General features: G+C 50.7%; 16 protein-coding genes. All 16 read left to right on the top strand.

What is annotated here, in order from left to right:
* The 16 genes from leuE to JQN73_RS08495 all read left to right on the top strand — a co-directional run bounded on the left by leuE (position 1) and on the right by JQN73_RS08495 (position 13,295).
* Positions 1–657 carry a leucine efflux protein LeuE gene (leuE, locus tag JQN73_RS08570; RefSeq protein WP_205322647.1) on the top strand — a complete coding sequence of 219 codons (657 nt, stop codon included), beginning with the start codon at positions 1–3 and terminating at the stop codon, positions 655–657.
* 160 nt (positions 658–817) lie between these two features.
* Positions 818–1,588: a ParA family protein gene (locus JQN73_RS08565; protein WP_205322646.1), complete on the top strand. Its 771-nt coding sequence runs from the start codon at positions 818–820 to the stop codon at positions 1,586–1,588.
* Positions 1,589–1,604: 16 nt separating this feature from the next.
* Positions 1,605–2,504 carry a ParB/RepB/Spo0J family partition protein gene (locus tag JQN73_RS08560; RefSeq protein ID WP_205322645.1) on the top strand — a complete coding sequence of 300 codons (900 nt, stop codon included), beginning with the start codon at positions 1,605–1,607 and terminating at the stop codon, positions 2,502–2,504.
* A gap of 86 nt (positions 2,505–2,590) precedes the next feature.
* The gene (locus tag JQN73_RS08555) at positions 2,591–3,214 is read left to right on the top strand and encodes an alpha/beta hydrolase (protein ID WP_240162480.1); all 624 of its coding nucleotides are present in this window, start codon (positions 2,591–2,593) and stop codon (positions 3,212–3,214) included.
* A gap of 131 nt (positions 3,215–3,345) precedes the next feature.
* Entirely contained in the window at positions 3,346–3,690 is a 345-nt protein-coding gene (locus JQN73_RS08550) for an ATP synthase subunit I (protein ID WP_205322644.1), read from the top strand.
* Positions 3,687–4,514, top strand: coding sequence for a F0F1 ATP synthase subunit A (atpB, locus tag JQN73_RS08545; protein ID WP_205322643.1), 828 nt, complete (start codon positions 3,687–3,689; stop codon positions 4,512–4,514). The genes JQN73_RS08550 and atpB overlap by 4 nt, the downstream gene beginning before the upstream one ends.
* A 141-nt stretch (positions 4,515–4,655) precedes the next feature.
* Positions 4,656–4,901 carry a F0F1 ATP synthase subunit C gene (gene atpE, locus JQN73_RS08540; protein WP_038494309.1) on the top strand — a complete coding sequence of 82 codons (246 nt, stop codon included), beginning with the start codon at positions 4,656–4,658 and terminating at the stop codon, positions 4,899–4,901.
* Positions 4,902–4,973: 72 nt separating this feature from the next.
* Entirely contained in the window at positions 4,974–5,444 is a 471-nt protein-coding gene (locus JQN73_RS08535; RefSeq protein ID WP_205322642.1) for a F0F1 ATP synthase subunit B, read from the top strand.
* 2 nt (positions 5,445–5,446) lie between these two features.
* A complete protein-coding gene (locus JQN73_RS08530; protein ID WP_205322641.1) occupies positions 5,447–5,980 on the top strand; it encodes a F0F1 ATP synthase subunit delta in 534 nt (177 codons plus the stop codon).
* 134 nt (positions 5,981–6,114) lie between these two features.
* Positions 6,115–7,656: a F0F1 ATP synthase subunit alpha gene (gene atpA / locus JQN73_RS08525; RefSeq protein WP_205322640.1), complete on the top strand. Its 1,542-nt coding sequence runs from the start codon at positions 6,115–6,117 to the stop codon at positions 7,654–7,656.
* A 29-nt stretch (positions 7,657–7,685) separates the two neighbouring features.
* Entirely contained in the window at positions 7,686–8,558 is an 873-nt protein-coding gene (atpG, locus tag JQN73_RS08520) for a F0F1 ATP synthase subunit gamma (RefSeq protein WP_205322639.1), read from the top strand.
* A 218-nt stretch (positions 8,559–8,776) separates the two neighbouring features.
* Positions 8,777–10,177: a F0F1 ATP synthase subunit beta gene (gene atpD / locus JQN73_RS08515; RefSeq protein WP_205322638.1), complete on the top strand. Its 1,401-nt coding sequence runs from the start codon at positions 8,777–8,779 to the stop codon at positions 10,175–10,177.
* Between the two features lie 243 nt (positions 10,178–10,420).
* Positions 10,421–10,846: a F0F1 ATP synthase subunit epsilon gene (locus tag JQN73_RS08510; protein WP_205322637.1), complete on the top strand. Its 426-nt coding sequence runs from the start codon at positions 10,421–10,423 to the stop codon at positions 10,844–10,846.
* Between the two features lie 316 nt (positions 10,847–11,162).
* Entirely contained in the window at positions 11,163–11,603 is a 441-nt protein-coding gene (locus JQN73_RS08505; protein WP_205322636.1) for a CoA-binding protein, read from the top strand.
* Positions 11,604–11,645: 42 nt separating this feature from the next.
* Positions 11,646–12,452 carry a PPK2 family polyphosphate kinase gene (locus tag JQN73_RS08500; protein WP_205322635.1) on the top strand — a complete coding sequence of 269 codons (807 nt, stop codon included), beginning with the start codon at positions 11,646–11,648 and terminating at the stop codon, positions 12,450–12,452.
* A gap of 24 nt (positions 12,453–12,476) precedes the next feature.
* Complete coding sequence (locus JQN73_RS08495) at positions 12,477–13,295, top strand: SGNH/GDSL hydrolase family protein (RefSeq protein ID WP_205322634.1); 819 nt, start codon at positions 12,477–12,479, stop codon at positions 13,293–13,295.
* Positions 13,296–13,330: the final 35 nt, after the last annotated feature.

The raw sequence follows: 13,330 nt of genomic DNA, 5'->3' as shown, positions 1-13,330 counted from the left end.
ATGAACGCTTATTTTTTTGCGCTTGGTATTTCTGACGCGTGGCATTTGATCGCTGCGATGACGGTATTTTTGATGTTGCCCGGACCAGGTACGTTTTGCATTTTGACGAGCGCAAGCAAGCACGGCCTGCGAGGTGGATTTGCTGCCGTAGCAGGGGTGATGATGGGCGACGCGGTATTGATGTTCATGGCCGCGGCTGGCGTGGCGGCATTGTTGCATGCGAACCTGATTTTATTCAAAGGTGTGCAATACCTTGGAGCGCTGTATCTGGCTTATCTCGGTTTCACATTATTAAAGGCAAAAGCAAAGAGCGACAACGCCCCGGAAAGCAAGATTTCGAATAACGCAGTGTCGCCGTCAAAAATAGTAAACTGGCGTCGCGGATTTTTCGTGACCCTGATCAATCCAAAAGCGATTATTTTCTATATGGCTTTTTTTCCGTTGTTTATTGACCCGGTCATGCAGCGCGGTAGTATCAATTTTTTGACGATGGCCGCAATCATCTCCAGTTGCACCTTGATTTACGGTAGTCTACTTGTGCTGGTCGGAAATGCGGTGGCTAAACGTTTGACGCGTAACCGCCTGGTGACGACGCTCGCCTCTAAAGCAGCAGGAATATTTTTGATCGGCTTTGGGATCAAGCTGACGACAAATTAAAGAAACAGGTTGGACAGACGCCAAATTGCTTCAGGACCGCCGTAACCAGAGCCGTAGTGCTTCTCTGATATAAACTGCGTTCAGTCAAATTCAGAGGGCTGTTTCCCGAAACAATTTTGCGTACGCCCGAATACACTAATACATTATAAAAAATCACCCTATGGCAAAAATTTTCTGCGTCGCGAATCAAAAAGGCGGAGTCGGCAAGACCACCACAGCTGTGAATCTCGCCGCTGGTCTGGCACAACTGAATCAGCGTGTTTTGTTGGCTGATCTCGATCCGCAAGGTAACGCGACGATGGGAGCCGGTATCAACAAAGGTACACTCAAGGGATCGATTTACGAGGTATTGCTCGGAATGGCCGATATCAAAAGCGTCCGGGTTGTTTCAGAAACGGGCAATTTTGATGTGCTGCCGGCGAATCGTGAACTGGCTGGCGCGGAAGTTGAAATGGTCGACCTCGAGAACCGTGAAAAACGTCTTAAGGATGCGATCGCCGGTATCGCTGATGAGTATGATTTCATTTTAATCGACTGTCCGCCGGCGTTATCGTTGCTGACGCTGAACGGTCTGTGTGCAGCGAACGGTGTCATCATTCCGATGCAGTGCGAATACTATGCGCTTGAAGGTTTGTCGGATCTGGTGAACACGATCAAGAAAGTGCATGCCAATTTGAATACCGATTTGAAAATAATCGGATTGTTGCGGGTGATGTTTGATCCGCGTATGACGTTGTCGCAGCAGGTCTCGGCGGAGCTTGAGCAACACTTCGGCGATAAAGTATTTAAAACGGTGATTCCGCGTAACGTGCGTTTGGCTGAAGCGCCATCGTACGGCATGCCCGGTGTTTGCTTTGATCCCGCCTCCAAAGGTGCGCAGGCCTATATTGCGTTTGGTGCCGAGATGGTTGAGCGCATCAAAACAATGTGATTGGCAAGGTGAAAAAATGGTTACGAAAAAGTCAAAAGGTTTAGGTCGCGGTCTGGATGCGTTGTTAGGCGGCTCCACTGATATCACGGAAGCGGTGCCGACCATTGCGGGAGCACCATCGGTGCTGCCGGTTCTGGTGATGCAGGCCGGTAAATATCAGCCGCGGACACGCATGGATGAGGGCGCGCTGACTGAGTTGGCAGCGTCGATCAGAGAACAAGGACTGCTTCAGCCGATTCTGGTGCGGCCGATTGCTTTACGCAATGGTGCCCAGCACTATGAAATTATCGCGGGCGAGCGGCGTTTTCGGGCAGCGCAAATCGCCGGTTTGACCGAGGTACCGGTATTGGTCAAGGATGTAGATGATCAGACCACTGCGGCCATGGCACTGATTGAAAACATTCAAAGGGAAGATTTAAATCCGCTGGAAGAAGCGCAGGGGATACACCGGCTGATTACGGACTTCGACTTCACTCACGAAAAAGCGGCGCTATCGGTTGGTCGATCACGCAGCGCGGTGTCCAATCTGTTGCGTTTGCTTAATCTCGCCAAGCCAGTACAAACCATGCTCATGGCGGGAGACATTGACATGGGCCATGCCCGCGCACTGCTAGCCGTGGATGCCGCTACGCAGATAACACTGGCCAATCAGGTGGTTGCGAAGCGGATGTCGGTACGAGATGCCGAGAAACTGGTTACGCGCACGACTGCTGAGCAAAACGCGATCGCACGGCCCCTCGGCAAAGGCAAGGAAAAATCGCGCGATATTGCGCGACTCGAAGAAGAGCTGTCGGATCTGCTGGCAACGCTGGTCACTATCAAGACCGGAGCCAAAAATCGCGGCCAGTTGATTATCGACTTTTCTGATCTTGATACGCTGGATGGATTGATTGCCCGCTTACGAGGTCCGGAATAAAACGCGGTTTGTTTTGGTCATTTTTGTGTTTGTGGTCATTTTCCCCTTATTATTGCGAATTCAAGTCTTGATGTGAAGCGTTTCCGATGATGCCAATACCGTCTGCAGCCGTCGCAACCAACACAGTTGTTGCATCGACGATACTTATTTTGCCCGGTTTGGGAAATTCGGGAGAAGGTCATTGGCAAACTTACTGGGAGCAGACGCTGCCAACGGCGCGCCGGGTGCAGCAGGAAGATTGGGATGCGCCATCGCGCCAGGATTGGGTTGAGGCGCTGGAAGCTGCAATCCTGAGGACCACGGGTCCGATTGTTTTTGCCGCACATAGCTTGGGATGCGCGTTAGTCGCGTGGTGGGCGCAAGAGCATGGTCACCGTCAAGGTCAAGACCAAGACTCTGCACTGACGGGTAATGTCGTTGGCGCGCTGCTGGTCGCGCCGCCGGACGTCGAGCGCGTCGATTTCCCTGCGGCTGTGCGCGGTTTTGGGCCGATGCCCCGGATTGCGTTGCCATTCGCCAGTATCGTGGTGGCCTCAGAGAATGATCCGTGGAATGCATTATCCACATCACAAAGTTTTGCGGCAGATTGGCAATCCGAGTTTCACAATATTGGTGCGTTGGGTCACCTGAATGCGGCCAGCGGCTTAGGTGATTGGCAACAAGGACGACAGTGGCTGGCACAGTTGAGTGAAATAAAAACTGTTGTATAGAATCATATAAGCTCATGATTCTTTTGCAAAAGTTTGACGAAAACAACACGCTGATCGTATAATCCGCGGGTTTCTAAAATTGCCGTAAGCGCACCTTTCTGACGCACGGTATCGCACAAGTTAGGATCGGTATGCTGCGTATTGTGCTCCTGCAATTTATTGTCACCGTGTTTGTGGCCGGTGTGGCAGGGTTATTGGGCGGTATGGCGGGATTTATTTCTGCGCTGCTCGGCGGATTATGTTGTGCAATACCAAATGGCTTGTTTGCATTACGCCTTTTTTTCAGCGCGAGGAAACCTGGCGGCGCTGATCCGATATCTTTTTTTATCGGTGAATTTATCAAAATTGCTACGACGGTTGCGCTCTTGGGCGCAGTTGTATGGTTGTACCACGGTGTGAATTGGCTGGCCTTTGTCGTCAGCTTTATCGTGGTGCTGAAAAGTTACTTTATCTTACTATTTAGACGCCAATCATGACTGCAGCTGTACTCGACGCACCTCTTACCCCCTCCGAATATATTGTCCATCACCTTGGGCATCTTGCAACCGGTCACCAATCGAAGATTGTGGACTTTTCGATTATCAATATCGATACCGTTTTTTGGTCCGTTTTTGCCGGCGTGGTGGGCTGCCTGCTGATGTTTCTGGCAGCACGTAACGCGACCGCCGGTATTCCTGGACGTTTTCAGGCTTTTGTCGAGATGATGGTTGAGATGGTTGAGAACCAGTCAAAAGAAATCGTGCATGGCGACCGCAGTTTTATCGCGCCACTCGCATTGACCGTATTCGTCTGGGTTGCCTTGATGAACTCGCTGGATTTCTTGCCGGTTGATATGTTCTCCAGCTTCTTTAAGCTGGTTGGCCTGGACGGCATCATTTCCCATCATCGCGCTGTACCTACCGCCGATTTGAACGGCACCATGGGTATCGCCTTGGGCGTTTTGGTTCTGATGCTGTATTACAGTGTCAAAATCAAGGGCGTTGGCGGCTTTATTCATGAGTTGCTGGCTGCACCGTTCGGTATCTGGCTTGCCCCATTTAACCTGTTGTTGAACCTGATTGAATTCGCTGCAAAAACCGTATCTCTGGGGATGCGACTGTTCGGCAATATGTATGCTGGCGAATTGTTGTTCCTGTTGATTGCATTGCTGGGTTCTGCGGCGACCACTTTTGGTTTCGTCGGACACGTGATTGCCGGTTCGATCTGGGCGATCTTCCATATCTTGATCGTGCTGTTGCAAGCATTCATTTTTATGATGCTCACGCTGGTCTACATCGGCCAGGCGCACGAAAAACATTAAGATTTGAGGTTGTAAAGCCGCCATGAGCGCTTCGGCACATTGCTGAGCGCCCAGAGCGGGCTCATATCGGCTGGTAGGTTTTTTTAGTTTTTATTTTTTTGATTTGCCTTTTGTATTAACTTTAACTTTGAAGGAATTGTCATGACGGATCTCTCTTTTGTTGCTTTGGCTTGTGGTTTGATTATTGGTTTGGGCGCAATCGGTGCTTGTATCGGTATCGCTATCATGGGCGGTAAATACCTTGAGGCATCCGCACGCCAACCAGAACTGATGAACACTTTGCAAACTAAAATGTTCTTGCTGGCTGGTTTGATCGACGCTGCGTTCCTGATCGGTGTTGGTATCGCTATGTTGTTCGCTTTCGCAAATCCATTCGTACCTAAGTAATTCGGCCACCATAGCCGATTCTCATTTTGCTGAAATTATTTCAGCACACGTTATTCTGAGAAGGAAATTACCGTGAACTTAAATGCAACATTGTTTGCGCAGTTCGTGGTCTTCTTTATCCTCGCCGGCTTCACGATGAAATTCGTGTGGCCGCCGTTGATGAAAGCGCTTGATGAGCGCACCAAGAAGATTGCGGACGGCCTCGCAGCCGCCGATCGCGGCAAGGCAGATCTGGCAGCCGCTGAAAAGCGGGTACAAGCAGAACTGGCCACTGCGCGTGACGAAGGTCAGAAGCGTATTGGCGAAGCCGAAAAACGTGCTCAGATGATCATCGATGACGCCAAAAAAACGGCTTCAGAAGAAGCGGCTCGCATTGTTATCAATGCTAAAGCAGATGCAGATCAGCAAGTAACCAAAGCGCGCGAAGGTTTGCGCAATGAAGTTGCTACTCTGGCTGTTAAAGGCGCAGAACAGATCCTGAAACGCGAAGTCAATGCAGCGGCACATGCCGACTTGTTGAATCAACTGAAAACAGAGCTGTAATCATGGCTGAAATCGCAACGATTGCCCGCCCTTACGCAGATGCGCTGTTCCGTGTAGCCAAATCGCAAGATTTGGTTGCGTGGTCTGGCTTGATCATTGAGATGGCGCAAGTTGCCGCGCATCCGGATGTTCAGGCCCTGGCGCGTAATCCTGCGGTGACACATCAGCAAGTTACTGACATCTTTCTAGCGTTGTTGAAGTCACCACTGACTGCCGAAGCCAAAAACTTCGTCACCACATTGGTTGCCAACGGTCGTTTGATAGCATTGCCAGAAATCGCTGAGCAATTCCACGTGCTGAAGAATGCCGAGGAAGGTGCCGCCGATGTTGAAATCACCAGTGCTTTTGAACTGTCTGCAGCACAAGTGCAAGAACTGCTGGTCACGTTGGAAAAGAAATTCGGTCGCAAACTCAACCCTGCTGTCACAGTCGACAGTACGCTAATTGGTGGAGTGCGCGTGGTGGTTGGCGATGAAGTGCTGGACACATCGGTACGCGCGAGGCTGCAACAGTTACATGTCGCGATAGCGGCATAAGACATTGCGGTAACAACCGCGACAGCTAAACTACAGCAACTGCACAGCTAAACATTAGCGCGTGCATCCATTGCGTCGAACTGAGTGGCCCGAGTCCTTAGCGTAAGCCAAAGAGAAAAATTTTAGGAGTTAGTATGCAACTCAACGCGTCTGAAATCAGCGAACTGATCAAGAGCCGGATTCAAGGCCTTGGCGATACCGCTGAGATTCGAAATCAAGGCACGGTTATTTCCGTGTCCGACGGTATCTGCCGTATCCATGGTCTGTCTGACGTGATGCAAGGTGAGATGCTGGAATTCCCAGGCAATACATTTGGTCTGGCATTGAATCTGGAACGCGACTCTGTCGGCGCCGTTATTCTGGGCGACTTCGAGCACATTTCGGAAGGCGACATCGTTAAATGTACTGGTCGTATTCTGGAAGTCCCGATCGGTCCTGAACTGCGTGGTCGTGTTGTCAATGCGCTGGGTCAGCCAATTGACGGCAAAGGTCCTGTCAATGCAAAATTGACAGCGCCAATCGAAAAAATTGCGCCAGGCGTTATTGCCCGTCAATCTGTTTCCGAGCCGATGCAAACCGGTATCAAGTCAATTGATTCGATGGTCCCGATTGGTCGCGGTCAACGCGAACTGATCATTGGTGATCGTCAAACTGGTAAGACAGCCGTCGCGATTGATGCCATCATCAATCAAAAGGGTCAAAACGTTACATGTATCTATGTTGCGATTGGTCAAAAAGCATCTTCGATCAAAAACATCGTACGTTCGCTGGAAGCGCACGGCGCGATGGAATACACGATTGTTGTCGCAGCCTCAGCTTCTGAGTCAGCGGCGATGCAATTCGTATCGCCTTACTCTGGCTGCGCCATGGGTGAATACTTCCGTGACCGCGGTGAAGATGCATTGATCGTTTATGACGATTTGTCCAAACAGGCTGTTGCGTACCGTCAGGTATCGTTGCTGCTGCGTCGTCCACCAGGTCGTGAAGCGTATCCTGGCGATGTGTTCTACCTCCACAGCCGTTTGCTAGAGCGCGCAGCACGCGTGAACCCAGCCTACGTCGAGGCTTTCACCAAAGGTGAAGTCAAGGGTAAGACCGGTTCATTGACGGCGTTGCCGATCATTGAAACACAAGCTGGTGACGTTTCTGCTTTCGTGCCAACCAACGTTATTTCGATCACTGACGGCCAGATTTTCCTGGAAACGTCACTGTTCAACGCCGGTATCCGTCCTGCGATTAACGCTGGTATTTCGGTATCGCGCGTTGGTGGTGCTGCTCAGACTAAAGTTATCAAGAACCTGTCCGGTGGTATTCGTACCGATCTGGCGCAGTATCGTGAGTTGGCTGCGTTTGCGCAGTTTGCTTCTGATCTTGATGCGGCAACCCGCAAGCAACTTGATCGCGGCGCACGTGTGACTGAACTGTTGAAGCAAGCACAATACTCACCATTGCCGATTTCGCTGATGGCAGTGACGTTGTTCGCGGTCAACAAAGGTTTCCTGGATGATGTTGAAGTGAAGAAATTGCTGGCATTCGAAGCAGCTCTGCATGACTTCATGAAAACCAGCCACGCGCCATTATTGCAAAAGATCGAAGAAACCAAGCAACTCGACAAAGATGCTGAAGCTGCGTTGTCTGCTGCAGTTGCTGATTTCAAAAAATCCGACGCGTATTAATTCTCTGGGGCTATAAGGAGTAATAACTCATGGCTACAGGCAAAGAGATACGCGGCAAGATCAAGAGCGTAGAAAATACGAAGAAGATCACCAAGGCGATGGAAATGGTCGCGGCGTCCAAAATGCGTAAAGCGCAGGAACGGATGCTCGCGGCGCGTCCCTATAGTGAAAAGATTCGTCATATTGCTTCTAACTTGTCGCAAGCGAATCCGGAATACACGCATCCGTTCATGACCAGGCAGGACAATGCCAAGACGGTTGGTTTTATCGTTGTCACAACCGATAAAGGTTTGTGCGGCGGGATGAATACCAACTCGTTGCGTCTGGTCACTGCCAAAATGCGTGAACTGGAATCAGCGGGTAATAAGATTCAAGCAGTCGCAATCGGTAATAAAGGCCTGGGTTTCCTGAACCGGGTTGGCGCAAAAGTCGTATCGCATGTTGTGCAACTGGGTGATACCCCACATCTGGACAAGTTGATTGGCCCGGTCAAGGTATTGCTTGATGCATACGAAGAAGGTCGTCTGGACGCGGTGTACCTGGTGTACACCAAATTCATTAACACGATGAGACAAGAACCGCGACTGGAGCAATTGCTGCCCCTGTCGAACGAACGTCTCGCGGCCGACAATGATGGTGCCCACGCGTGGGATTACATCTATGAACCGGACGTACAAAGTGTGATTGACGATTTACTGCTGCGCTATGTTGAAACGCTGATTTACCAGGCGGTTGCGGAAAACATGGCATCTGAACAATCAGCGCGGATGGTCGCAATGAAGTCGGCAAGCGACAATGCCGGTAACGTGATTGGTGAGTTGAAGTTGATTTACAACAAGACTCGGCAGGCTGCGATTACTAAGGAATTGTCGGAAATCGTTTCCGGTGCGGCGGCAGTTTAGTCGCACGGTTAATGATTTTAAGGGCTCCTCAAAAAGCCGTAGTGAACGGGCCAAAGTTCGAGTAGGCGAGGTTGCAAGTCCGGAAGCCGCAATGGGCACGGTGAGCGTCGCAGGTTCTATATTGGTTCGTGTAACAGGTTTTTCGAGGTCGCCGCACGCAACGACCATAACGCGCAAGCGTTCAACTGAATTTAATTTTATATATTGAAGGAACGAAAATGGCTGATGGCAAAATCGTTCAGTGTATCGGCGCTGTTGTGGACGTTGAATTTCCACGTGACGCGATGCCTAAGATTTACGATGCCTTGAAGATGGAAGGCTCGGAACTGACGCTTGAAGTACAACAGCAACTAGGCGACGGTATCGTTCGTACTATTGCTTTGGGTACTTCAGACGGTCTGCGCCGTGGCATGATGATCAAGAATACTGGTAAGCCAATCATGGTTCCTACCGGTAAAGCAACACTTGGTCGCATCATGGACGTACTAGGTAATCCTATTGATGAATGCGGTCCGGTAAGCCACGCGACTACTGCTTCTATTCACCGTAAAGCCCCTGCGTATGACGATTTGTCGCCATCGCAAGAGCTGTTGGAAACAGGTATCAAGGTTATTGACCTGGTTTGCCCGTTTGCCAAGGGTGGTAAAGTTGGTCTGTTCGGTGGTGCTGGTGTTGGTAAAACCGTCAACATGATGGAACTGATTAACAACATCGCTAAAGCGCACAGTGGTTTGTCCGTATTCGCCGGTGTTGGTGAGCGTACTCGTGAAGGTAACGACTTTTATCACGAAATGGCTGACGCTAAAGTGGTCGATCTGGAAAATCCGGAGAACTCCAAAGTTGCGATGGTTTACGGTCAGATGAATGAGCCGCCAGGTAACCGTTTGCGCGTTGCGTTGACCGGTCTGACGATCGCTGAAGGCTTCCGTGACGAAGGTAAAGACGTGTTGTTCTTCGTCGATAACATCTATCGTTACACATTGGCCGGTACTGAAGTATCTGCGTTGCTGGGTCGTATGCCTTCTGCTGTGGGTTATCAACCTACGCTGGCTGAAGAAATGGGCCGTTTGCAAGAGCGTATTACGTCGACTAAAACTGGTTCGATCACATCAATTCAAGCGGTTTATGTTCCTGCCGATGACTTGACCGATCCATCACCAGCTACGACCTTTGCTCACTTGGATTCCACCGTCGTGTTGTCGCGTGACATCGCTTCGTTAGGTATTTATCCAGCGGTTGATCCGTTGGATTCTACTTCGCGCCAGTTGGATCCGCTCGTCGTTGGTCAGGAACACTACGATACAGCGCGTGCTGTTCAAGGTATTCTGCAACGCTACAAGGAATTGCGCGACATTATTGCGATTCTGGGTATGGATGAGTTGGCACCGGAAGACAAGCTGTTGGTAGCGCGTGCACGTAAAATGCAACGTTTCCTATCCCAGCCGTTCCACGTTGCTGAAGTATTTACCGGTGCACCAGGTAAATACGTTTCGCTGAAAGATACGATCAAAGGCTTCAAAATGATCGCTAGCGGCGAACTCGATCACCTGCCGGAACAAGCGTTCTACATGGTTGGTACAATCGAAGAAGCAATCGAGAAAGCCAAGAAAATCAACTAATCCTTGGGAATGTCGGCTGCGTTAGTCGTCCAGGGTCTGACCTCTAAGGTCAGTGCCTGGGTAGCGTGACCTGCAAGACATTCGTAATGGCAGTTTGATTGAATGGATAAATTAGGACTTACGTAGAGTGTTTTCAGCAACCGGCTTGTCAGCCTTGCCGATGACGACTGTACGTTAGCAAGGCTGGGAAAGCTTAACGCCGCTGGGGCGATTTTGCGTAAGTCCTATAATTAAGGGTCTAACATGGCAAACACTATTCACGTTGACGTGGTTTCGGCGGAAGAGCTAATCTTTTCCGGTGAGGCTGAATTCGTCGCGTTGCCGGGTGAGTCAGGCGAGTTGGGGATTTATCCTCGTCACACGCCGCTGATCACGCGCATCAAGCCTGGTGCTGTACGCATCAAGGTGCCAGGTCAGGCGGAAGACGAATTCGTTTTTGTTGCTGGTGGCTTACTGGAAGTGCAGCCGGACACCGTCACCATTCTGGCCGACACTGCGATTCGCGGTGCAGATTTGGATGAAGCGAAAGCAACCGAAGCCAAACGTCTGGCCGAAGAAGCGTTGACCAATCAGGAATCGAAGATCGATTATGCAAAAGCGCAGTCAGAATTAACGACAGCAATTGCACAGTTGGCAGCGATCCACAGATTGCGTTCAAAAGGCCGTTAATTCAGCAATCGGGCAAGAATTTGTCCGAATTGCACGAATGGCAACAAACAAGCAGCTTCGGCTGCTTTTTTGTTGTCCGCGCTTTGCTCACATCTTGGCGTTCGGGATACGCCATTCGGTCGTGGCAACGGAAATACATCTTTTGTATGCGTATAAAGATTTTGCAGACTCAAGTACTATGGGAGAAGGAGCATGGTGTTTTGGCTCGTATGGCACAGTTGATATTACGCGCAATGCTGGACTGGTCCGTGTGCACTCAGTCGAAAAGTGACTTTTACGAATCAAAAATCCGCCTCAACCTGAACAGGAAACCCTCATGACAGCTGCATCCGCAAATCCGGCGCTATCTTCCGCACCTGTTATTGCCATCGTTGGTTTATCCAACCGTCCCGACCGACCGAGTTATGGCGTCGCGCGCTATATGCAGGAACATGGTTACCGTATCATTCCGGTTAACCCCATGTATGTAGGCACTCACATACTTGGAGAGCATTGCTACAAGGATCTTTACGATGCTGCACGTGCGCTTGCCGCTGAGAGTGTAAAAATCGACATCGTAGATTGTTTTCGGAAAACTGACGATATTCCACCTGTCGTGGGCGAGGCAATCATGATCGGCGCCAGCGCGGTCTGGATGCAGCTTGATATCGTAAATCAGGACGCTGCTGACAAGGCGATCAAATCCGGTTTAACTGTGGTGATGGACCGCTGTATCAAGATTGAGCATGCTTTGGGTAATCTGCATGGCATATTGTAGTATTCGAAAAAGTCTAAAAGATACCTGATAAAGGAACCTCCCATGTCCGCTCAGAGTGAGTTTCGCGCCAGTAAAAAGATCAAGATTAAGGACGCGGATGCCGATAACAAACCGTTATCTAGTGGTGACAAGGAAAAAGATAAACTCAAAGTAATCAGCCTGGCGACGGAAATCGGTCTGCAACAAGATTTACTCTATGCTGGTCAGCATCACAAATTGTTAGTGGTGCTGCAGGGCATCGATACCAGCGGAAAGGATGGAGCGGTCAAGGGTGTCTTTAGCGGTGTGAACCCACAAGGAATCAATATCGTTGGCTTCAAAGCACCGAGCACGATCGAGAAAGCCCATGATTATCTTTGGCGCATTCATCAGCAAGTGCCGCAAGCGGGCGAAATGGCGGTGTTCAACCGCAGTCACTATGAGGATGTTCTGGTGACCCGCGTTCATGACTGGATTGATGACGCCGAATGTCAGCGGCGCTACGCCCAGATTCGGGATTTCGAACGGATGTTGGCTGAAACCGGCACGACCATTTTAAAATTTTTGCTGCATATCTCGAAGGGCGAGCAAGCCATCCGTTTGCAAGAGCGGATTGATGATCCGGAAAAAAACTGGAAATTTGACCCGCAAGACATAGAAGAGCGAAAAAGCTGGGATGCCTATCAGGATCTGTTTTCGAGCGCGATTCAGGCAACTGACGCCGATCACGCGCCGTGGTACGTCATACCGGCAAATTCCAAGACCCACCGTAATTTGGCAATAGCGAGTGTTGTGCTCGAGACGTTACAAACACTGAAGCTCAAACCGCCGGCGGCTAATCCGGCTTTGGCTAAGATCAAAATAGTGTAAATAGCTGGTTCGAGGAGAGTCCGGATGCGACGATGGTTACCCGAATTAATAGCGCTGCCACTATTGCCCTGGTTAATTATCCAGGGGCGGCGTACGCGAAACAACACGCCGCGCTTGCCTGAGGCGTTAGGCCAGGCTAGCGGAGTGGCACAGCCACCGATATTGTCAGGCCAGCAGTCGGAATTGAATCCGCCCGCTTTGCAGTTGTTGTCGCTTGGTGAATCACCGGTCGCTGGCGTCGGCGTTGCCACCCACTACGAGGCGATAACCGGCCAGTTTGCCGCCGCGTTGGCAATCCGGTTGGCGCGTCCGGTCGCATGGCAGGCGATGGGGCAGAACGGGGCGACTTTGTCTAGCGCGATTAAAACCGTGTTACCGCTTATCACGGACAAGTCCGCGTTGCAGCACGTTGACGTTGTGCTGATTGCATTTGGAGTGAATGACAGCACGGCATTCCGATCGCGTCGGCGTTACGGGGCCGAACTGAAGCATCTTTTGCTGAAAATCCAGCTGCATTTATCGCCGCGACTGATCGTTGTCGCTGGCGTTCCTCCGCTGCATCTGTTTCCGGCATTACCGCAACCGTTACGCTTTGTGCTGGGCCTCAAAGCGCAGGAACTGGATGAGGCCACTGAGCAGGTGGTGAGCGACTTATCGTCGCAAATGCCCGTAACGCGCGTGCCCACGTTACAGAATTTGACTGATCCGGTGTTGATGGCAGCCGACGGATATCATCCGTCGGCTATCGGCGCCGCGACATGGGGACGAGAGTTGGCGGCCGCAGTAGCTCCGCGTCTGGAATATCGTAGCAGGTCATCCGAAGCTACATCACAGGCAGAGTAAGTCGGTCCGCTAGTTAAAAAAGAGTGTTTAATCCT

Source organism: Glaciimonas sp. PAMC28666 (assembly GCF_016917355.1).
Taxonomy (GTDB): domain Bacteria; phylum Pseudomonadota; class Gammaproteobacteria; order Burkholderiales; family Burkholderiaceae_D; genus Glaciimonas.
The sequence above is the reverse complement of the archived record's forward strand: the minus strand, read 5'-3'. Positions and strand labels throughout refer to the sequence as shown.